Raw genomic sequence first — 19,360 nt, 5'->3', positions numbered from 1 at the left:
TCAGCTCTGCTTCTGCACGCGCGGCCAGACGGACGAGCCCATCTGGACCAGGGTCTCCTCGGCCGTGCCGCCTTCCGGGGCGAACGGCATGATGATGAAGGAATCGATGCCGGCCTTCTTGAGCGCGGCCATGTGGTCGACGATCTCGTCGGCCGTGCCCGACAGGGTGAAGGCATCGACGTGGCGGTCGGTGATGAGCGGCAGCAGCGGCGCGTAAGGCGCTGCGCCGGCCGCGTAGGCGACGTTGGCGAGCGGTGCGATGGCTTCGGCCGGCAGCGTCAGGCCGCATTTCTCGGCGGTCATGAACTTGAGTCGTCCGGCCGCCAGCATGCGGGCGACGAAGGGACGGACGGCGTCGCGCGCCTTCCTGCCATCGGTGGAGACGCAGGCATTGAGTCGGGCGACCACCTTCACCGCGCCGGGATCGCGGCCGCGCTTGCGCGCGCCCTGGGCCAGCACCTCGCGGAAGGCACCGACCTCCTCGACCGAGCCGCAACCTTCCATGATGGCGCCGTCGGCGATGCCGCCGGTCATGCGCTGGCCGAGCGGCCCGTTGCTGGCGACATAGACCGGAATGTCGGCCCGTCCGGGCTTGAAGCTCAGCTTGCCGTTGGCCAGGGAGACGACCTCTCCCTTGTAGTCGACCGGCTCGCCCCGCAGCAGGCTGCGGACCATCTCGATCATCTCGCGCATGGCCACTGCCGGTTTCCTGCGCACGATGCTGAGCTCGGAGAAGCCCGAGATGCCGGCGCCGACACCCAGAACGGCGCGCCGGCTGGAGATCTCGTCCAGGGTGGCGATCGCCATCGCGGTCAGCGCCGGATGGCGGGCGAACGGGTCGGTGACGCAGGTACCGAGCCTGACCCGCGTGGTGTGCAGCGCCAGCACCGCCAGGCAGGAATAGACCTCGCGATAGAAGCGCTCGTCGGCGACCCACAGCGTGTCGTAACCGTTCGCCTCGGCGAGCTTCGCGCGTTCGACCATCTGCCCGATCGGGACGTTGCCCAGCATCAACAGTTCGAGCGACATCGTCGGCTGCTCCCTCCGGCCAGATTTGATCGCTTCCTGGCGACCCACTGTCGGTCCGGCAGCGCCGCCCCGTCAACTCGTGAGCCTCGCCGGCCGCTGTCCTGTCGTCTGGCGAGGCGCGCGGCGGTGATGTATCTCCAATCCATCGTCGAGGAGGCGGACGTCGCCCGAGCTTTCCGCTCATTCGGACGGCCCGCCCTCGCGGCCGATGGCCGACCAAGGAGGAAACCGATGGCCGTGGTTCGCTATGTCCTGGTCGCGCTGAAGCCCGGCGTGCCGATCGATGAGTTCGAGCGCTTCGAGCGCGAGGTCGACTACGTCAAGGCGGCGCAGAATCCGTCGATCGTGAGCTACCGCACGCACCGCATCACCGGCATGGACATGGGCATCGACGGCGGGCCGTGGGACTTCATGGAACGGATCGAGGTCACCAGCCGGGACGCTTACGAAAAACAGGCCGCGACGGGCAGCAAGGAATTCCTCGACCTGCTCTACACCAGGTATCTCGACCGCTCGAAGACGGTGGCGCTGTGGTCGGAGCTGATCGAGCCGTGACCTCGTTCTCCTCCCCACGCCGTGCGTGGGGAGGTGTCCGCGTCTTCGCGGACCTGCCTTCGCCGAAGCGAAGCCGCTTCGGCTTCGCGCAGGCAGGCGGAGGGGTCATGGTCTTCCGGACCGCGGGCGTCCCGCCCGCTCATGAGAAGAGCGGGCAGGACGCCCGCGGCCCGCATGAGTATGACCCCGTCGCCGAAGACGGCGACACCTCCCCCGCGGAGCTGGGGAGGAGAAATGAGAGCAACGGGTCTCGTGGGAGAATGACATGGCAATCGTGAGATATGTGTTCGCCGCGCTGAAGCCCGGTGTCAGTCGCGAGGATTACGAGCGCTACGAGCGCGAGGTCGATTACGTCGTGGCCGGCAAACTGAAGTCGATCATCAGCTACCGCACGCATCGCCTGACCGAGGTGGTCGGGCAGATGGGCGGCGGGCCGTGGAATTATCTCGAGCGCATCGAGATAACCGACCGCGCCACCTACGAGGCGGAGATCGCCACGCTGGGCAAGGACCTGATCACCGAGCTGTACGACAAGTACCTCGATCGATCGAAGACCAAATCGGTATGGACGGTTCTGGTCGATCCATGAGGACCTCGCCATGACAGACCATGCAACGACGGATCCCGCCGCGACATTTGCCGGCAAGGTCGTGCTGGTGACCGGCTCATCGTCCGGGGCAGGCGTCAGCATTGCGTGCGAGTTTGCCCGCCATGGCGCCCATGTGGCTGTCCATTGCCGCTCGAGCATCGAAGCGTCGCTCGGCGTTGTCGCCCGCATTGGCGCGGCAGGCGGTATTGCACGCGCGTTCAATGCGGATCTCGCCCGGGACAGTGAATCAGGCTCGCTGGTGTCCGCCGTGGAGGACCGGCTTGGGCCGGTCTCGGTTCTGGTCAACAACGCCGGGCCGTTCGCCGATGCGCCCTATCGCACCTTGGCGCCTTCCACCTGGGACCAGATCATGGCGGTCAATTTGAAGGCGCCTTACCTGCTGGCGCAGCGCGTCGCGCCCGGCATGGAAAAGCTGGGCTGGGGTCGCATCGTCAATATCGGCGCGACGTCGGGCTTCGTGCGGACCCATTCGGTCTATGGGCTGGCAAAGGCAGCGCTGCTCCACCTCACCCAGAGCCTCGCGCTCGAGCTGGCGCCGATCATCACCGTCAATGCCATCGTGCCCAGCCAGATCGCCAGCACCCGCACCGATTCGATGCCGGCGTACAAGAACGCGGCAATCGCCGGCACGCCGCTCGGCCGCCTGGTGACCGAGGACGAGATCGGCCGCATGGCCGTGTTGGCCTGCTCGCCGGATTTCGATTTCGTGACGGGTCAGATGATCGTGATGGATGGCGGCCGCACCCTGCCGCGCTTTCCGCGCATCGGGCTCAGCGACGGCGAGGCGTGAGCCGCCTCGCCGTTGCCGCGATCGGCGCTGGAGCCTACTGCTCCTTGACGTTGCCGCTGGCGTCCAGCACCACGGCGACTTCCTGGTTGTTCTTCACGGCCTTGGCCGACCAGTTGCCGGCAGCATCACGCGACAGGCTCTTCACGCCGGTATAGCCCTTGGCTTCGATGGCGGCCTTGGCCGAGCTGGCGGTCGTCGGCGCCGCCTTCGTGCCCGGCGTGGCCATGCCTGGCGACGTGCCGGTCCCACCCGGCATTGTCCGCGTGTCGGGAGCTCTGGGTGCGGTCGGAGGAGTTGTTGGTGACGTCTGAGCGTGCGCCACGCCTGCAGCCGCAATCAGGGCGAGGGTAGCCAGGGTCGTGCGAAGCATGTTCGTCTTCCTTCGTTGGTTGTCAGACATCGGAGGAACGCTGCTCGCCGGCGTTGCGTGACGGGCCTGCCGCGGGATTTTTTGGTTGCGATTTTGTGTCCGAATCAGGTCGCGGAAGTATTGCGAACGCGGACCGACTGCGGCGTGTCTGCGCTCCAGACAAGTGGCGACCGACCATCTCGCCTGTCTCGATCCGGATCGAGCGCGTCGGTTCGATCGGGAATCGAGTCGACGCGGATTACAGACAGTATGCGGCGATCAGATCGACGAGATAGGCCGGGCCGTTCAGGCCCCACATCAGGAACGACACGGCGATCGCCGCCACCAGCAGGCAGACGCCGCCCCACGCCAGCAGGGACCGCCAGCTGCCGGCCGCCGTCATGCGGGCTGCGCTGCCGCCAGCGCCGGCCGCGACAGGCGTTCCTCGACGATCGGCCAATGCATCAGGGCGGCGATGAGTCCCAGCGCGATCGAGATCCACCACATCATGTCGTAGTTGCCCTGCAGGTCGAACAGTCGACCGCCGCCCCAGCCGCCGAAGAAGCTGCCGACCTGGTGGCCGAAGAACACGATGCCGTTCAGCATGGTGAGATGCACCGGTCCGAAGATGTAACCGACCAGCGCCGTGGTCAACGGCACGGTGCCGAGCCACAGGAAGCCGAGCGCGGCCGAGAACAGCAGCACCGACGCGGCCGATACCGGCACCATGATGAAGATCAGGAAGGTCAGCGAGCGCAGCAGGTAGAGAAGAGTGAGCAGGTTCTTGCGCTTGTACGACGCGCCGAGCGAGCTCCAGATGATGGCGCCCGCCATGTTGAACAGGCCGACCAGGCCTATCGCCCAGCCACCGAGTTCGGCGGGCGACAGCTGCACGCCGAACAGCGACAGCCCGACGCCCTTGTCGGAGATGTAGGCCGGCAGATGGCCGCCCAGGAAGGCGACATGGAAACCGCAGACGAAATAGCCGGTGACGAGCAGAACATAACTGCGCTGGCCGAACGCCTCGGCGAGCGCTTCGCCGACAGTCTGCCTGCCGCTCGCCGTCCTGCGTGCGGCAGCGATCTCCTTGCTGTCGTTCAGCCAGATCGGCAGCACCAGCATCGATACGGCGATGAAGGTCAGAACCCACATGGCCGGTCGCCAGTCGCCGAAGTAGTTCTGCAGGACGGCGGCCAGAGGCACGATGAAGAATTGGCCGAACGAGCTGCCGGCCGAGCAGATGCCGATCGCCAGCGCCTGCTTCTCGGGGGGTGCAACCCGCAGGATCACCCCCAGGATCGGCCCGAAGGAGGCCGCCGACAGGCCGATTCCGACCAGGATGTTGCCGACGATGAGCATGAACCCATCGTGCATCGCCGCTGTCACGACCAGGCCCAGCACATAGACGAGACCGCCGGCGGCGATGGTGGGCGCCGAGCCGAAGCGATCGCACAGCCGGCCGGAGAAGGGCGCGATGACGCCCATCAACAGCATCGACAGGGCCGTGCCGAAGGAGAACAGCTCGCGACCGACATCCAGCTCGGCCGAAATGGGTTTCAGGAAGATGCCGAAGCTCTGACGCACGCCCAGGCCGATGGTGAGGACGAAAAAACCGCACCACACGGCGGTCCAGTATGAACGGGTACTCATTTTGCCAACTTGCGGTCGCGCAGCCGCCATGACAAGTCGCAGGCCCGCGGCCTTTCCATAGAATTACTTCATGCCGTCACAAGCTCCGATGTGGCACAACACGTCCATGATGGGACCGTGGCTCGGCAGGGCATCGTGGGGTGATCTGGCGATCGTCGTGCTGGCGCTTGCCGGCACGGTGCTGGCCGGCACAGCGCTGGCCACGCCGCGGCTCGAGCGCGAACGCTGCGTCTTCAAGCCGCCGCGCGGCGATCGGGTCGAGTGCTTCGTGCTGACCGTGCCGGAGAATCGCGAGCAGCCGGAAGGGCGCGAGGTCCGCCTGAAGGCGGCCGTCCTGAAGGCCAAGCGCACCGCCAGCGCCGAGCCGATGTTCTACCTGTCGGGTGGCCCGGGCGATGCACCCCTTATCGCCTCGACGCCGGGGGCCGATGCCCTGTCCGAGGGCGACTGGTGGAACGAAACCGCGTCCATCCGTCGCCGGCGGGACGTCGTCATCCTGAGCCAGCGCGGCGCCGGCGGTTCAACACCCAATCTCGATTGCTTCGATCCGCGCACCTACGGATCGGCCAAGGTCCGCCGCCGCGAGGTGACCGAGCAGCAGGAGCGCGACATCCTGGTGCGCTGCCGGAGCGGCCTGGATCGCAAGAAGATCGACCTCACGATGTACTCGACTCCGGCGCTGGCCGATGACGTGGCCGACCTCGCCTCCACGATGTCGCTCGCCAAGATCAACCTCTACGGCGTGTCCTATGGAACGCGCTGGGGTCTCGAGGTGATGCGCCGCCATCCCGACCTGGTGCGGGCCGCCGTCCTCGACGGCGTCTATCCGCCGCAGGTCAACGGCGAGCAGAACGAGGCCGAGGTGGTGCGTCGCGCCTTCGAGCAGCTCTACGCCGACTGCAATGCCGACGTGCTGTGCCGGGAACGCCATCCCGGCCTGCGCCAGACCGTCGAAGGCGCAATCCTGGCGGCCGACCAGAAGCCGGTCGAGATCGCGCTACAGCTCGATGATGGACCGCAGCCCGTCCGTCTCGACAGCGCCAAGTTCCTGATGGTGTTGCTGCACATGATGCGCGAGAGCGAGGCGGCCTTGATTCCCGAAGCGGTGATCGGGGCGCTGCACGGCGACACGCGGCTCCTGAAGCTGTTCGCCGAGGACCTGGAGAACAGCGACGGCGGGCTGCTCGAGCAGAACGCCCAGCAGTTCGACGGGCTCTACAACAGCATCGAATGCCGCGAGACGTGGGGAGCGGTCGATCGCGCGGCGCGCCGGCGCGCGATCGAGGCGCGGGGTGTCTATGGCCTCAGCGCGCGCGCCAGCAAGTCCCCGACTTTCTGCCCGATCTGGCGGGTGGCCCCGGCGCCGGCGGCGGAACGCCAGCCCGTGAAGTCCGCCGTTCCGACCCTGCTGCTGAGCGGGATGTACGACTGGCTGACGCCGCCGGCTTGGGGCCGTGAGGCAGCGCGTCACCTTTCGTCCTCGCGCCATGTCCTGTTCCGCTCCCTGGGTCACGGCGTCGCCGTGCAGGATCCCTGCGCCGGCCGCCTGCGCGATTCCTTCATCGAGGATCCCGACCCCAAGCGGGCGCTGGCCTGCCGCCCCGACACGCCGCTCAACTTCACTGCCGCCTACGAGCGCGCGCGCAACCTGCCATGATTCGGAGTCATGCTCTTTCGGACCGCGAGCGTCTCGCTCGCTCATAAACTTGAGCGAGCGAGACGCTCGCGGTCCGGAAGAACATGAACTGATCCGTCACTTCATGAGGTCCGGCACGATGAGGCGGGGCAGGAAAAGCGCGATGTCGGGCCATACGATCATCGCCGCCAGCACCAGGATCATCGGCACCAGCATGATCAGGGTGTCCTTCAGGGCGAAGCGCAGGCGGACGCCGGCAACGGCGCAGGAGATCATCAGGCAGAGGCCATAGGGTGGCGTCACCAGCCCGAAGGCCAGCGCCACGATCGAGACGATGGCGAAGTGGATGGGGTTCATGTCGACCGACTTGGCGAGCGGCTCCAGCACCGTGCCGACGATGATGATGGCGGGGATGGCGTCGAGGAAGCAGCCGACCACCAGGAACACGAAGGCGATGAAGAAGCCGACGCCGATCGCGCCCATGCCCCAGGTCGCGACGTCGGCCAGCAGCTCCTGGGGGATCCGGTAGTAGGCCAGCAGCCAGCCAAAGGCGCTCGCCGTGCCGATGCAGAAAAGCGCCACCGACGCCAGCCGGCCGGTGTCGAGCAGGGCCTTGAACAGCTCGCGCGGGCCCATCTCGCGATAGACCACGATCGACAGCACCGCCGAGTAGAGCACGGCGGCGCAGGCCGATTCGGTGGCCGTGAACCAGCCGAGCAGGATGCCGCCGACGATGATGAACGGCGTCATCAGGGCCGGAATCGACACCCAGATCGCGCACAGCAGCTGACGGAAGCTCGAGCGCGGGTAGGTCGGATAGCCACGCCGCACGGCATAGATGTGCACGGTCGCGATCTGCGCTCCGGCGATCAGCAGGCCGGGAACGACGCCGGCGAGGTAGAGCGCGCCGATCGAGGTCGAGATCAGGCCGCCCCAGACGATCATCAGGATCGACGGCGGGATGATCACGGCGAGGACGGCCGACACCGCGGTGATGGCGACCGAGAAGGAGAGGTCGTAGCCCTCCTTGGTCTGGGCATCGATGAAGATCTTGCTCTGGCTTGCCGCGTCGGCCGTCGAGGAGCCCGAGATGCCGGCGAAGAACACCGAGAGCACGACATTGATCTGGGCAAGCGATCCCGGCCAGCTTCCGACCAGCGCGCGCGACAGCGCCACCAGCCGGTCGGTGATGCCACCGATGCTCATCAGGTTGGCCGTCAGCAGGAAGAACGGCACCGCCAGAAGGATGAACGAGTTGTAGGCGTTGAAGGTCTCCTGCGCGAGCATCATGGTCGACAGCCTGGGCTCGATGTAGAAAAGCGGCAGGCAGGCCAAGCCGAGCGCGAAGGCGACCGGTACGCGCAGGACCAGCAGGAAGAAGAAGACGCCGAACAGGATCCCGGCGGCTTGCGCCGAGCTCAGCACCGAACCGGTCATGATGCGGTCCGGCCGAGCGCGATGCGGGCCTCGTCGAGCAGCTGCTCGCCCACGAAGACGATCCACGTGACGCCCGCGACTGGCCAGGCGACATGGATCAGCCAGAGCGGCAGCTCGGCCAGCTCCGAAGTGCGATACCATGCGAAGCGCGTGAACTCGATGCCGCCCACGACGAAGACCAGCGCCATCGCCAGGATGCCGAGGCGCGCCAGGATTCGCACGATCGCCTCGCCACGCCGTGGCAGGGTGGGCCAGACATCGACCTCGAAATGCGCGCTTTCGCGAACGCCGACCATGGCGCCGATCATGATCATCCAGATGAACAGGAAGCGCGCCATCTCCTCGGTCCAGATATAGGCCGGGATCAGGTCGGTGTAGCGCGAGATCATCTGCAGCGTGACAGGGACGACGAGGATCGCCACGGAGAAGGCGAGCAGCGCAGTCAGAAGGCGCGCGTAGCCCGCACTGAAGCGACGCCACAAGCCGTGTGGCGGGGCAATGGAAATGGACATCAACGGACCGTGGAAGAGGGGAAACGCCTGGGCGGCTGGAACGACACAACCTGAGTGGGCAATTCGCCTCCCCCTGGGGCGCTGTAAACAGCGCCTAATCGGGGGAGGTGCACCATGGGCGTTAGATTACAAAGGGACCTCACCCTGAGGAGCGGCCCGGAGGGCCGCGTCTCGATTCGGGCGAAGTAACCTTCGCCCTTTGGTCGGCAGCGGCGAGGGTGTTGCGACACGGCTTTTCCAACGATCTCCTGTGTCGCCCATCCTTCGAGACGCGCCCTGCGGGCGCTCCCCAGGATGAGGTTTCCTTCTGCTCTAACGCCTATGGAGAGGAAAGACGATGCGCAGCACTGCTCAGTTCAGGGCCACGATCTTGGTGAAGATCGCATCGGCGCCGATCTCCTTGGCGTAGCTTTCCATCACCGGATCGACGAGCTTCTTCATCGGCGCGCGATCCTTGAACGCGATGCGCTTCAGCTTGCCCGCCTTTTCCAGCGCGACCAGCTTCTGCTCGTCCTCGGAGCTCTCGACCTGCCGCCCGTAGGCGCCGGCTTCCTTGCCGGCCTTGACGATAGCGTCCTGGAGGTCCTTCGGCAGTGTCTTGAAGGTCTTGCCGGAGAAGCAGATCGGCCGGATGGTGATGGCGTGCTGGGTCATCGCGAGGTTGGGCGCCACCTCGTAGAACTTCATCGACTCCACGCCGGCCGCTTCGTTCTCGCCGGCGGCGATGACGTTGTTCTGGATGGCGTTGTAGACCTCGTTGTAGGCGATGACGGTGGGCGACATGCCGGCCGCCGCGAACGTCTTCGACCAGATCGGCGCGCCCTGGACACGCACCTTGAGGCCCTTGATCTCGGCCAGGCTCGACACCGGCTTGTTGGCGAAGATGTTGCGCGTGCCGCCGCCGGCATAGCCGATCAGCAGGACATCGGCCTTCTGGGCGATCTCGTCGGCCACCGGCTTCAGGAGGTCGGCATCGAGAACCTTGTTCCAGTGTGCGAGATCGCGGAACAGGAACGGCGCGTCGATGAACGGCGCGGCCCGCGAGAAGGTCGACATGTGGGCCGGCGAGACGATGGCGTAGTCGACCGCCTTGCCCTGCGCCATGTACTCGAAATACTGCTTCTCCAGGCCGAGCGACGAGTTGCGGTGGAGCACGAAGTTGACCGGCTTGCCGTAGTACTTCTTCACCAGCTCCTCGAACCTGAGCAGCGCCTTGTTGAAGGCGTGATCGTCATTGAACTGGACGGCGCCATTGAGCGTGATCGGCGCCTGGGCGCGGGCGGCGCCAATGAACGGCGCGGCAAGACTGGTGGCGGCAAGGCCGCCGAGCAGGGTTCTGCGGTACATCGATATTTTCCTCCCTTGGTCCACGGTAGTTGCGGGCGGCGGACCTTGGCGCGCACTATGCCCGCGAACGGGCTGTCGTTCCACAAAGCACGATTCTTGCTGCATGTTGCCGCAAGCGATCGGGCGAGCACAAACGGCGTAGATTGGACACAAAAAAACAGTAGTATGCACACCAACGATCTGACCATGGAACGGCCTTGCTGAGTTTGTACGCGTCAGCCGCTGCGTTGGGAGCCTTGGCTGTCGCCGCCATTCTTGCGGCCACCATGCGGGGAGGGGCCCTGGCGCTCGTCTATCCGGCGAGCGCGGCGGCGGCGGCGGTTCTGGGCATCGTCGACCTGCAGGTTCTGCTTGGCGGCGGCGTCGACACCGCGCACCTGCCGGTCGGCCTGCCGACCATCGGCCTGCATCTGCGGCTCGATGCGCTGTCGGCCTTCTTCGGCCTCGTCATCAATGGCGGTGTGCTGGCGGCCAGCCTTTATGGCATGGGGCTCGATCGCGCCACGGAGTTGACGCCGCGCGTAGAACCGCTGTTCGCGCTGTTCGTCGCGGCGATGAACCTCGTGCTGCTGGCCGACGATGCCTACGCCTTCCTGTTTTCCTGGGAGCTGATGTCGCTCGCCTCATGGGGGCTGGTCATCGCGCGCCACACCGACCCCGAATGCCGGCGGGCGGCCCACCTCTACCTCGTCATGGCGGCGATCGGCACGGTGGCGCTGCTGTTCGCCTTCGGCGGCCTCGCCGGGCAGGCCGGCGGCTATGCCTTCTCGACCATGCGCAACCAGGTGCCGCAGCCGCTGGTCGCCGCGCTGATCCTGCTGGCGGCGCTGGTCGGCTGCGGCTCGAAGGGCGGTCTCATCCCGTTGCATGCCTGGCTGCCGCTCGCCCATCCGGCGGCGCCGAGCCATGTCTCGGCCCTGATGAGCGGCGTGATGACCAAGGTGGCGATCTACTGCTTCGTGCGCATCGTCTTCGATCTGCTGGGTCAGCCCGCCTGGTGGTGGGCGCTGCCGCCGATCGTGCTCGGCACCCTGACGGCAGTGCTTGGCCTGCTCTATGCCGTGCTCGATGGCGATCTCAAGCGCGTCCTTGCCTATTCGACCATCGAGAATGTCGGCGTGATCTTCGTGGCGCTCGGCCTCGCGCTGGCCTTCCGCGCCAACGGCCAGGACGGCGCGGCGGCCGTGGCGATGGCGGCCGCGCTGCTGCACTGCCTGAACCATTCGTGGTTCAAGTCGCTGCTCTTCCTTGGCGCCGGGGTCGTCCTGCACGCTACCGGGCGGCGCGATCTCGACGGGCTGGGCGGCCTGATCCGGCGCATGCCGCGTACCGCGGCGTTCTTCCTGGTCGGCGCGCTTTCCATCGCCGCGCTGCCGCCGCTCAACGGCTTCGTCTCGGAGTGGCTGCTGTTCCAGGCGGTCATGGCGGCTCCCGGCCTGCCGCAGGCACCTCTGCATTTCGCCTCGCCGGCGATCGGCGCCATGCTGGCCTTGGCGGCGGCGCTCGCCGCGGCCTGCTTCGTGCGGGTCTACGGCACGGCCTTTCTCGGCCGGCCGCGCAGCGCCGAGGCAGCGGCGGCGCACGATGCGCCGCTGGTGCAGCAGGTCGCGCTGGGTGGTCTTGCCGTGCTGTGCGTGCTGGGCGGGCTGCTCGGCAGCGTGCTGGCCTGGGCGTTGGGACCGGTGCTGGTCCACACGGTCGGCAGCGCTCTGCCGGAAGAGGGCAGCGGCCCGACGGTGTTTTCGCTCATTGCCTTCGATCCAGAGCGCAGCATCTACGACGCGCCGGTGATCGCGCTGTTCGTCCTCATCGCCTCGCTGGCGACCGTGGCGGTGGTCCATCGCCTGTCGGCGCGCCGCACGCGCCGCGGCCCGGCCTGGGATTGCGGCTTTCCCGATCCGTCGCCGCTCACCCAATACACCGCCTCGAGTTTCGCACAGCCGCTGCGCCGCGTGTACGGCAGGACGGCTTTCGCCGCCCGGGAAACGGTCGAGATGCCGCCGCCGGGCGACGGCCGCCCGGCGCGGCTTGTGGTGGTTTCCGTCGACTACGCCTGGCAGGTGTTCTACGCCCTGCCCGGCCGGCTTGTGCTCCGCCTGTCCGAGCGTCTCAATGCGCTGCAGTTCCTCACCATCCGCCGCTATCTCGCGCTGATGTTCGCAGCCCTCGTCATTCTGCTGTCGATCGCGGCGGTGACGTCGTGATCGGCGATCTTCTCCTGCAGTTCCTGGCGCAGGGCGCGCAGATGACGATGGTGCTGCTGATCGCGCCGCTCGCGGTCGGCGTCGTCCGCCAGATCAAGGCGCGGCTGATGCGCCGGCAGGGACCGCCGCTCCTGCAGGCCTACCGCGACCTCGTCAAGCTCCTGCGCAAGGAGTCGGTGATCGCGGAGAGCGCCTCGTGGCTGTTCCGCAGCGCACCCTACCTGATTTTCGCGCTGACCTGGGTGGCGGCGGCGCTGGTGCCGAGCTTCGCCTCCGGCCTGATGTTCAACTGGGCGGCCGACGTGGTGGCGCTGGTGGCACTGCTGGGCGCCGCCCGCGCCCTGCTGGCGCTGGCCGGCATGGATGTCGGCACCAGCTTCGGCGGCATCGGCTCGTCGCGCGAGATGATGATCGCCACGCTGGCCGAGCCGGCGATGATGCTGATCGTGCTGACGCTCGCCATCGCCGCCGGCACGACCCGGCTGGCCGGCGTGGCCGACTTCTTCATCGCCGAGCCGTGGGCGGTGCGGGTCTCGCTCGCCCTGTCGCTGGTCGCCCTGATCATCGTGGCGCTGGCCGAGAATGCGCGCATCCCGGTCGACAACCCGGCGACCCATCTCGAGCTCACCATGGTCCACGAGGCCATGATCCTGGAATATTCCGGCCGGCATCTCGCGATGATCGAGGCGGCCAGCCACCTCAAGCTGGTGCTCTATCTGTCGCTGCTGATCTGCCTGTTCGCGCCCTTCGGCATGGCGCCGGCGACGGCCGGCGTGGTGGGCTGGCTGGTCGGCTTGGCCTTATGGGCCGCCAAGCTCCTGCTGGGCGCCGCACTGCTCGGCGTGTGGGAGGTCAGCATCGCCAAGATGCGCGTCTTCCGGCTGCCCGAGTTCGTCGGCGTCGCCTTCGTGTTCGGCTTCCTCGCCATCCTGCTCGCGTTCCTGACCCGCGGAGCGGTCGCGTGAGCGGCGCCTACGACGTCTCACACCTGCTGGCCGGCGCCATGCTGGTGACGAGCTTCGCCCTGCTCTATCAGGAGCGCGTCGCCTCGGTGCTGAACGCCTTCGCGGTGCAATCGATCACGCTGGCCCTGGCGGTCGCCTGGATCGCGTGGTCGGACAATCGACCCGACCTGTTCATCACCGCCCTGATCGCGCTCAGCCTCAAGGGCATCGTCATCCCGCTGGCGCTGCGCCGCATGGTCGAGCGGCTCGGTATCCATCGTCAGGTCGAGAAGGTAGTCGGCGTCGGCCCGGCCCTGCTGGTCGGCCTGGCGCTCACCGGCCTCGCCCAGGCGCTGGTCGCCAAGGTGGCGACCGGCACCGCGAGCCATGCCCGCGAGGAGCTCGCGCTGGCGCTCGCCATCGTCCTGCTGGGCTTCCTGATGATGATCGTGCGCCGCAATGCGGTGACCCAGGTCGTGGGCTTCATGTCGATGGAGAACGGTCTGATCCTGGCGGCGACCGGCGCGCGCGGCATGCCGCTGGTAGTCGAGGTCAGCGTGGCCTTCTCGGTGCTGATCGCGCTGTTCGTGTTCGCCGTCTTCGTGTTCCGCATCCGCGAGCGCTTCGACACGGTCGACATCGAGGCGCTCGATCGCATGCGTGGCGACCGCCGATGATCCAGCCCTACCAACTCGTCGTGCTGGTGCCTTTCGCGTCGGCCCTGCTGCTGGTGGCGCTTCCGTCGTACCGCGTCGGCGCCGTCCTGAACGTGATCGCCTCGACGCTGACGCTGGCGATCGGCGGCTGGCTGGTGGCGTCCGACCGCTTCATCGGCGACTACGCGATCGTCGACGAGTTCAATATCGTCTTCGTCGCCATCAACACCCTGGTCGGCTTCACGACCGCGCTGTTCAGCGCCGCCTATATCGGCCACGAGATCGAGTCCGGCCGCCTGTCGCCGGCCTTCGTGCGGTTCTATCACGCCATGTTCCAGGCGATGATGGGCTCGATGAACGTGGCGCTGATCGCCAACAACATCGGCGTGATGTGGGTCGGGCTGGAGCTCGCCACCCTGATCACCGTGGTGATGGTCGGGCTCTACCGCACGCCGCAGGCGATCGAGGCGGCGTGGAAGTACTTCATCCTGGCCAGCGTCGGCATCTCGCTGGCGTTCTTCGGCACCATCCTGATCTATCTCGCCGGCCAGCCCGCCGTGGGCGAAGGCGTGCCGGCCATGACCTGGAGCCTGCTGCACGGCGCCGCCGCCCGCCTCGACCCGGCGATCCTCGACCTCGCCTTCATCTTCCTGCTGGTCGGCTACGGCACCAAGGTCGGCCTGGCGCCACTGCATGCCTGGCTGCCCGACGCTCATTCCGAAGGCCCGACGCCGATCTCGGCGGTGCTGTCGGGCCTGCTGCTGAACGTCGCGCTCTACGCGCTGCTGCGCTTCAAGATGCTGGTCGCTGCGAACCCGCAAGCGCTCAACCCCGGCGAGATCATGGTGGTGATGGGGCTGGTGTCGCTGATCTTCGCCGCCTTCATGCTGTACCAGCGGCGCGACATCAAGCGGCTGTTCGCCTACTCGTCGATCGAGCACATGGGCCTGATGGTGTTCGCCTTCGGCATGGGTGGGCCGCTCGCCAATCTGGCCGGGTTGCTGCACATGGCCATGCACAGCCTGACCAAGTCCGGCATCTTCTTCGCGGTCGGCCATATTGCCCAGGCGAAGGGGACCCAGCGCCTCGCCGACATCCGGGGCCTCAGCGTCACCCATCCGCGCCTCGCCGTCCTGTTCGCCATGGCCGTGCTGGCAATCTCGGGCTTGCCGCCGTTCGGCGTGTTCATGAGCGAGTTCCTGATCCTGACGACGACCTTTGCCCGCGATCCCTGGCTGGCCCTGCTGCCGGCCTTCGGGCTGCTGGTCGGCTTCGGCGCGCTGCTGCTGCGCCTGCAGGGCACGGTCTTCGGCGAGCCGGTCGGCCCCAGCCACCGGGTCGACGGGTCGTTCGTGCCGGTGATGCTGCATCTGGCGCTGGTGCTCGCCGCCGGCATATTCCTGCCGCCGATGCTGGTCGCCTGGTTCCAGCGCGCCGCGGAGCTGCTGGGATGAGCGAGGTTCCCAAGACGGGAGGGGGGCTCGCCCTGCGCGAGCTCGTCGCCGGCCGCACGGCCGGCGCCGACGGCTACTTCCGCTTCCCGGTCGATGCCGGGACCTGGTCGGGATTGTGCGACGGCTGCGCCGACGGTCTGCACGATCTCGGGTCGCTGTGGGCGGACCATGGATTCATGAAGCTGGCGCTGGTCGACCCGGCGGCGGGCGTGCGCGCGGTCGTCGCACTGCCGACCGAGGCGGCGCGCTATCCATCGGTCGCCAGCCGCCACCGGCCGGCGTTGCGGCTGGAGCGGGCGATGCGCGACCTCTACGGCGTTCAGCCGGTCGGCCTGCCCGACCCGCGATCGTGGCTCGATCACGGCCGCTGGCCGGGCAGGCAGCACGATGAACGTTACGAGTTCCTGCCTGTCGAAGGCGAGGGGCTGCATCAGATCCCCGTCGGTCCCGTTCATGCCGGCATCATCGAGCCGGGTCATTTCCGCTTTACCGCCAACGGCGAGACGGTGGTCCGCCTCGAGGAGCGCCTGGGCTACGTGCACAAGGGCGTCGAGGGCCTGATGGAAGGCGCCGCGATCGAGCAGGGCGCGCGTCTCGCCGGGCGCATCTCGGGCGACAGCACGGTGGCCTACGGCTGGGCCTTCGCCCGCGCCGTCGAGGCGGCGCTGGGCTGGACGCCGCCGGCACGCGCCATCCTGTTGCGCGCCGTCATGGCCGAGCTTGAGCGGATGGCCCATCACATCAGCGATGTCGGCGCCATCTGCAACGATGCCAGCGTCGTCGCCATCCATGCCCGCTGCGCCGTGCAGCGCGAGGACGTCCTCGCGGTGGCGGGTGCATGCTTCGGCCACCGGCTGATGATGGACTGCATCGTGCCGGGAGGCGTGGCGGTCGATCTGTCGCCCGACGGCGTCGGCCGGATCCGCGGCCTGCTCGGCCGGATGCAGGCGACGCGCGACGAGATGCTGCGGGTCTACGACTCGATGCCGTCGCTGCAGGATCGCACGGTCACGACGGGTATCGTATCCCGCGAGCTCGCCCGGCAGCACGCGGCCGGCGGCTTCGTCGGCCGCGCTTCGGGGCGGCCTTTCGACGCGCGCAAGTCGTTCGCCTATGCTCCCTACGACCACGTCGATTTCGAGCTCAAGGTGCGCGACGGCGGCGACGTCGATGCCCGCCTGCTGGTGCGCATGGACGAGATTGGCGAGAGCGTGAAGATCCTGTCGCAGCTGCTCGGTCGGCTGGCGCCGGGCGAGATCGCGAGCAAACGCCCGCCTGCGACAGCGGGCGAGGGGGCGGCCCTGGTCGAGGCGTTCCGCGGCGACGTCTTCGTCGATGTGCGCGTGGCCGACGGCCGGCTGGCCCATGTCCATGCGCGCGACGCCAGCTGGTTTCAATGGCCGCTGCTCGAAGCGGCGATCGAAGGCAACATCGTTGCCGACTTCCCGATCTGCAACAAGTCGTTCAACTGCTCCTACTCGGGGCACGATCTGTGAGGCGGCGGCCGTGAGATCGTTCCTTCTCGATGCCCTGTCGAAGGGCAAGGCGACCATTCCGTCACCGGGGCCGGACGCGGCAGCGCTCGCCGAGGCGGCGCGTGCGCTGAGTGAGCGCGGCCGCCAGCGGCTCGGCCGCTCGCTCGCCATCCGCGAGATCGATGCCGGCTCGTGCAATGGCTGCGAGCTCGAGATTCACGCCATCAACAACCCGGTCTATGACGCCGAACGATTCGGCCTGAAGTTCGTCGCCTCGCCGCGCCATGCCGACGTGCTGCTGGTCACCGGCCCGGTCACCTGGAACATGCGCGAGGCGCTGTTGCGCGCCTGGCACGCCACACCCGAACCCAAATGGGTCGTGGCGCTGGGCGACTGCGCCGTCAATTGCGGCGTGTTCGCCGGCTCGCCGGCGGTGGCCGGTCCTCTCGCCGACATCCTGCCGGTCGACCTGCACGTGCCCGGTTGCCCGCCGGCGCCGCTCGCCATCCTCAAGGCCCTGCTGGCGCTGATGGAGGTGCAGGCGTGATTTGTTTTCCTCCCCGAGCGAAGCTTGGGGAGGAGGTGTCCGCGTAATCGAGGACGGAGGGGTCATGTGCTGGGAGCGCGCCACTCCTGTGGCGCTCATAGGATGTGTGATCGACAAGAAGAGCACCATCGGAATGGCGCGCTCCCAGCGCATGATCCCTCCGTCGGCGTAAGACGCCGACACCTCGCCAGCGGAGCTGGGGAGGAAAATGAAATCAGCGCTTCGCCGCGAGACTCTTGAACAGGGCGTCGCTGCGATCGTCCGACGGGAAGAAGCACTCGATGCGCACTTCCTGCAGTGTGATGTCCTGCGGGGTCCCTAAGGTGGCGATGGTGGTGAAGACCGACAGGGCCTTGCCGCCGACCATGTAGTCGACCGAGAGCACCGGCGGCGGCCGCTCCTCGAAGCGCAGCCTGCGGAACGACGCGGGGACGTCGGGGAAGGCCATGATCTCCTCGATGAAGGCGAGCGCCTTGGGCTCGCCGCCGTCGGCCAGGATCTCGGCGTAGGTGGTCGACACCAGGTAGCGCGCGACCTCCTCCCAGTTGGCGACCTTGTGGCGCAGCGCCTTGGGGTCGAGCAGCCAGCGCAGCAGGTTCGGGCTCTTGCCCGGCGGCGGGGCAGGCGGCGGTCCCTCGAACAGGAACACCGTGAGGGCCTGAGCCGCCTCGTTGGCCTGCAGGAGGTTCCACAGCCGGTCGATGACCACGGCCGGATAGGGTTCGTGCTTCTGGAGGATGCGCTCGATCGCCTGGCGCACCGGTGCGAGCTCAGGCGCGCCGAAGCTGCTCTCGCGGTAGACGGGGGCGAAGCCGGCCGCCAGCAGCATGGTGTTGCGCTGGCGCAGCGGCACGTCGAGCGCGGTGGTGAGCTGGACGACCATCTCGCGGCTCGGCTTGGCGCGGCCGGACTCGAGGAAGCTGACGTGACGCTGCGACACGCCCGACTGCAGGGCGAGAGCCAGCTGGCTGGCGCCGCGGCGACGGCGCCAGGCGCGCAGCATCGGTCCGAACGTATCGGACGGGGCGGGGGCGACCGGAGTCGAAGGGGAGGGGTGCATCATGCCGCGGACCCTAGCATCTGACCGCGGCTCCGCCGATTACCTCCCCCGTAATTGCTGCGGCGGAGGGTCGATGCGACTTGTGGCGCGTCCAACCAAGGAGGACGTCATGACTGCATCGACCGACCAGCTGCTGCGGCGCACCCTGTGGGGCAACGCCGTCTTCTCCATCGCTTCGGGCGCCATCCTGGCGATCTTCGCCGGGCCGTTCGCCGGCGCCGCCGCGGACGCCCCCGTTACGCTGCTGGGTCTCGACCTCGCCATGGTGCTGGAGCTGCTGGGCGTGGGCGTGATCGGCTTCGGCGCACTGTGCGCCTGGGTGGCGTCGCGACCCAGCCTGCCGCAGGCCTGGGCGCGCGTCATATTCGCCGCCGACCTGGCCTGGGTCGCCGGCAGCGCACTGGTGCTGCTCCTGCCCGCGTCGTGGACCACCGCCGGCATCGCCGGCATCGTCGTGGTCGCCGTGATCGTGGCCGACCTCGCCATCCTGGAGTATCTCGGCCTGCGCCGCCTCGGCGCCGCCCACTGAGAGGATGTCATCCATGGACAAGCTTCAGCTCCTGAACGATCACCAACTGCCCTTCGCCAAGGTTCTGGGGCTGAAGTTCGTGGCCGCGAGCGAGGCCGGTGTGAAAGCCGAGATGGTCGTCCGCCCCGAGCTCTGCACGCGGCCCGACATCCTGCACGGTGGCGCGGTGATGGCCTTCGCCGACACGCTGGGCGCCGCCGCCACCGTGCTCAACCTGCCCGAGGGCAAGGGCACCACGACGATCGAGAGCAAGACCAACTTCGTCGGTCCCGCCCCGGTCGGCAGCACGGTGATCGGCGAGACGACGCCGATCCACCGCGGCCGGCGGACGATGGTGTGGCAGACCCGGGTGACCACCGCCGAAGGCAAGCTGGTGGCCGTGGTCACGCAGACGCAGATGGTGCTGTAGCCGGGTGACTGCTGGGGGCGCGCCACTCATAGGCGCCAACTTGGCCGGTCCAGCAAAGTCCTCATCCTGAGGAGGTCGCGTAGCGACCGTCTCGAAGGATGCGCGACAGACCAGATCGCTGGAATAGCGGTGTTGCAACATCGGATTTGTTGCCGACCAAAGGGCGA

The 19,360-nt window shown here is 67.6% G+C and carries 20 protein-coding genes; 12 read left to right on the top strand and 8 right to left on the bottom strand.

Annotated features, from left to right (window positions below; translation table 11 throughout):
• A complete protein-coding gene (locus AB7O82_RS21690; RefSeq protein WP_428554805.1) occupies positions 1-1,029 on the bottom strand; it encodes an LLM class flavin-dependent oxidoreductase in 1,029 nt (342 codons plus the stop codon).
• Positions 1,030-1,260: 231 nt separating this feature from the next.
• Here AB7O82_RS21690 and AB7O82_RS21685 point away from each other — a divergent pair, with 231 nt between their 5' ends.
• The 3 genes from AB7O82_RS21685 (at position 1,261) to AB7O82_RS21675 (ending at position 2,984) form a co-directional block, all read left to right on the top strand.
• On the top strand, positions 1,261-1,584 hold the full coding sequence (locus AB7O82_RS21685) for a hypothetical protein (RefSeq protein WP_428554808.1): 324 nt from the start codon (positions 1,261-1,263) through the stop codon (positions 1,582-1,584).
• Between the two features lie 265 nt (positions 1,585-1,849).
• Positions 1,850-2,173, top strand: coding sequence for a hypothetical protein (locus AB7O82_RS21680; RefSeq protein WP_428554810.1), 324 nt, complete (start codon positions 1,850-1,852; stop codon positions 2,171-2,173).
• 10 nt (positions 2,174-2,183) lie between these two features.
• On the top strand, positions 2,184-2,984 hold the full coding sequence (locus AB7O82_RS21675) for an SDR family NAD(P)-dependent oxidoreductase (protein WP_428620154.1): 801 nt from the start codon (positions 2,184-2,186) through the stop codon (positions 2,982-2,984).
• Between the two features lie 34 nt (positions 2,985-3,018).
• On the opposite strand, the gene AB7O82_RS21670 is transcribed toward AB7O82_RS21675, so the two are convergent.
• The 3 genes from AB7O82_RS21670 to AB7O82_RS21660 form a co-directional block, all read right to left on the bottom strand.
• Positions 3,019-3,354, bottom strand: a complete 336-nt coding sequence (locus AB7O82_RS21670; protein WP_428620153.1) for a hypothetical protein — start codon at positions 3,352-3,354, stop codon at positions 3,019-3,021.
• A gap of 238 nt (positions 3,355-3,592) precedes the next feature.
• On the bottom strand, positions 3,593-3,736 hold the full coding sequence (locus AB7O82_RS21665) for a hypothetical protein (protein ID WP_428550297.1): 144 nt from the start codon (positions 3,734-3,736) through the stop codon (positions 3,593-3,595).
• Positions 3,733-4,983, bottom strand: coding sequence for an MFS transporter (locus AB7O82_RS21660; protein WP_428550300.1), 1,251 nt, complete (start codon positions 4,981-4,983; stop codon positions 3,733-3,735). The genes AB7O82_RS21665 and AB7O82_RS21660 overlap by 4 nt, the downstream gene beginning before the upstream one ends.
• Before the next feature lie 70 nt (positions 4,984-5,053).
• On the opposite strand from AB7O82_RS21660, the gene AB7O82_RS21655 reads away from it, so the two are divergent.
• On the top strand, positions 5,054-6,640 hold the full coding sequence (locus AB7O82_RS21655) for an alpha/beta hydrolase (RefSeq protein WP_428550302.1): 1,587 nt from the start codon (positions 5,054-5,056) through the stop codon (positions 6,638-6,640).
• 96 nt (positions 6,641-6,736) lie between these two features.
• On the opposite strand, the gene AB7O82_RS21650 is transcribed toward AB7O82_RS21655, so the two are convergent.
• The 3 genes from AB7O82_RS21650 to AB7O82_RS21640 all read right to left on the bottom strand — a co-directional run bounded on the left by AB7O82_RS21650 (position 6,737) and on the right by AB7O82_RS21640 (position 9,915).
• A complete protein-coding gene (locus tag AB7O82_RS21650; protein WP_428550304.1) occupies positions 6,737-8,056 on the bottom strand; it encodes a TRAP transporter large permease in 1,320 nt (439 codons plus the stop codon).
• Positions 8,053-8,568, bottom strand: coding sequence for a TRAP transporter small permease (locus AB7O82_RS21645; RefSeq protein WP_428550307.1), 516 nt, complete (start codon positions 8,566-8,568; stop codon positions 8,053-8,055). Before AB7O82_RS21645 ends, AB7O82_RS21650 begins: the two co-directional genes overlap by 4 nt.
• A gap of 351 nt (positions 8,569-8,919) precedes the next feature.
• On the bottom strand, positions 8,920-9,915 hold the full coding sequence (locus AB7O82_RS21640; protein ID WP_428550310.1) for a TRAP transporter substrate-binding protein: 996 nt from the start codon (positions 9,913-9,915) through the stop codon (positions 8,920-8,922).
• Positions 9,916-10,112: 197 nt separating this feature from the next.
• Between AB7O82_RS21640 and hyfB the strand changes: the two genes are divergently transcribed.
• From hyfB to AB7O82_RS21610, 6 genes are read left to right on the top strand one after another with little or no spacing between them, the layout of a single operon-like run.
• On the top strand, positions 10,113-12,119 hold the full coding sequence (gene hyfB / locus AB7O82_RS21635) for a hydrogenase 4 subunit B (RefSeq protein WP_428620152.1): 2,007 nt from the start codon (positions 10,113-10,115) through the stop codon (positions 12,117-12,119).
• 41 nt (positions 12,120-12,160) lie between these two features.
• On the top strand, positions 12,161-13,084 hold the full coding sequence (locus AB7O82_RS21630) for a respiratory chain complex I subunit 1 family protein (protein WP_428550319.1): 924 nt from the start codon (positions 12,161-12,163) through the stop codon (positions 13,082-13,084).
• Positions 13,085-13,122: 38 nt separating this feature from the next.
• Positions 13,123-13,740 (top strand): hydrogenase-4 component E, encoded by a 618-nt coding sequence (locus AB7O82_RS21625; protein WP_428550321.1) that lies wholly within the window; start codon positions 13,123-13,125, stop codon positions 13,738-13,740.
• On the top strand, positions 13,737-15,173 hold the full coding sequence (locus tag AB7O82_RS21620) for a hydrogenase 4 subunit F (protein ID WP_428620151.1): 1,437 nt from the start codon (positions 13,737-13,739) through the stop codon (positions 15,171-15,173). Before AB7O82_RS21625 ends, AB7O82_RS21620 begins: the two co-directional genes overlap by 4 nt.
• A complete protein-coding gene (locus AB7O82_RS21615; RefSeq protein WP_428620149.1) occupies positions 15,170-16,669 on the top strand; it encodes an NADH-quinone oxidoreductase subunit C in 1,500 nt (499 codons plus the stop codon). Before AB7O82_RS21620 ends, AB7O82_RS21615 begins: the two co-directional genes overlap by 4 nt.
• A 10-nt stretch (positions 16,670-16,679) precedes the next feature.
• Positions 16,680-17,195, top strand: coding sequence for an NADH-quinone oxidoreductase subunit B family protein (locus AB7O82_RS21610; protein WP_428556268.1), 516 nt, complete (start codon positions 16,680-16,682; stop codon positions 17,193-17,195).
• 214 nt (positions 17,196-17,409) lie between these two features.
• Here the strand turns inward: AB7O82_RS21610 and AB7O82_RS21605 are convergent, their stop codons facing one another.
• A complete protein-coding gene (locus AB7O82_RS21605; RefSeq protein ID WP_428556271.1) occupies positions 17,410-18,258 on the bottom strand; it encodes a helix-turn-helix domain-containing protein in 849 nt (282 codons plus the stop codon).
• 106 nt (positions 18,259-18,364) lie between these two features.
• On the opposite strand from AB7O82_RS21605, the gene AB7O82_RS21600 reads away from it, so the two are divergent.
• Positions 18,365-18,784, top strand: a complete 420-nt coding sequence (locus AB7O82_RS21600; RefSeq protein WP_428556273.1) for a hypothetical protein — start codon at positions 18,365-18,367, stop codon at positions 18,782-18,784.
• 13 nt (positions 18,785-18,797) lie between these two features.
• Positions 18,798-19,193 carry a PaaI family thioesterase gene (locus tag AB7O82_RS21595; RefSeq protein WP_428556276.1) on the top strand — a complete coding sequence of 132 codons (396 nt, stop codon included), beginning with the start codon at positions 18,798-18,800 and terminating at the stop codon, positions 19,191-19,193.
• Positions 19,194-19,360: the final 167 nt, after the last annotated feature.

It is taken from the genome of Reyranella sp., from assembly GCF_050185545.1.
Taxonomy (GTDB): Bacteria; Pseudomonadota; Alphaproteobacteria; order Reyranellales; family Reyranellaceae; genus Reyranella.
Note: the sequence above shows the minus strand (reverse complement) of the source record. Positions and strands in the feature narration are given on the sequence as shown.

Coding starts and splice junctions, on each gene's coding strand:
- AB7O82_RS21665 (WP_428550297.1), bottom strand. CDS start 3,736: ATGACGGCGGCCGGCAGCTGGCGGTCCCTGCTGGCGTGGGGCGGCGTC.
- AB7O82_RS21685 (WP_428554808.1), top strand. CDS start 1,261: ATGGCCGTGGTTCGCTATGTCCTGGTCGCGCTGAAGCCCGGCGTGCCG.
- AB7O82_RS21690 (WP_428554805.1), bottom strand. CDS start 1,029: ATGTCGCTCGAACTGTTGATGCTGGGCAACGTCCCGATCGGGCAGATG.
- AB7O82_RS21640 (WP_428550310.1), bottom strand. CDS start 9,915: ATGTACCGCAGAACCCTGCTCGGCGGCCTTGCCGCCACCAGTCTTGCC.
- AB7O82_RS21595 (WP_428556276.1), top strand. CDS start 18,798: ATGGACAAGCTTCAGCTCCTGAACGATCACCAACTGCCCTTCGCCAAG.
- AB7O82_RS21645 (WP_428550307.1), bottom strand. CDS start 8,568: ATGTCCATTTCCATTGCCCCGCCACACGGCTTGTGGCGTCGCTTCAGT.
- AB7O82_RS21650 (WP_428550304.1), bottom strand. CDS start 8,056: ATGACCGGTTCGGTGCTGAGCTCGGCGCAAGCCGCCGGGATCCTGTTC.
- AB7O82_RS21620 (WP_428620151.1), top strand. CDS start 13,737: ATGATCCAGCCCTACCAACTCGTCGTGCTGGTGCCTTTCGCGTCGGCC.
- AB7O82_RS21655 (WP_428550302.1), top strand. CDS start 5,054: ATGCCGTCACAAGCTCCGATGTGGCACAACACGTCCATGATGGGACCG.
- AB7O82_RS21615 (WP_428620149.1), top strand. CDS start 15,170: ATGAGCGAGGTTCCCAAGACGGGAGGGGGGCTCGCCCTGCGCGAGCTC.
- AB7O82_RS21625 (WP_428550321.1), top strand. CDS start 13,123: ATGCTGGTGACGAGCTTCGCCCTGCTCTATCAGGAGCGCGTCGCCTCG.
- AB7O82_RS21600 (WP_428556273.1), top strand. CDS start 18,365: ATGACTGCATCGACCGACCAGCTGCTGCGGCGCACCCTGTGGGGCAAC.
- AB7O82_RS21670 (WP_428620153.1), bottom strand. CDS start 3,354: ATGCTTCGCACGACCCTGGCTACCCTCGCCCTGATTGCGGCTGCAGGC.
- AB7O82_RS21680 (WP_428554810.1), top strand. CDS start 1,850: ATGGCAATCGTGAGATATGTGTTCGCCGCGCTGAAGCCCGGTGTCAGT.
- AB7O82_RS21630 (WP_428550319.1), top strand. CDS start 12,161: ATGACGATGGTGCTGCTGATCGCGCCGCTCGCGGTCGGCGTCGTCCGC.
- AB7O82_RS21675 (WP_428620154.1), top strand. CDS start 2,184: ATGACAGACCATGCAACGACGGATCCCGCCGCGACATTTGCCGGCAAG.
- AB7O82_RS21660 (WP_428550300.1), bottom strand. CDS start 4,983: ATGAGTACCCGTTCATACTGGACCGCCGTGTGGTGCGGTTTTTTCGTC.
- AB7O82_RS21605 (WP_428556271.1), bottom strand. CDS start 18,258: ATGATGCACCCCTCCCCTTCGACTCCGGTCGCCCCCGCCCCGTCCGAT.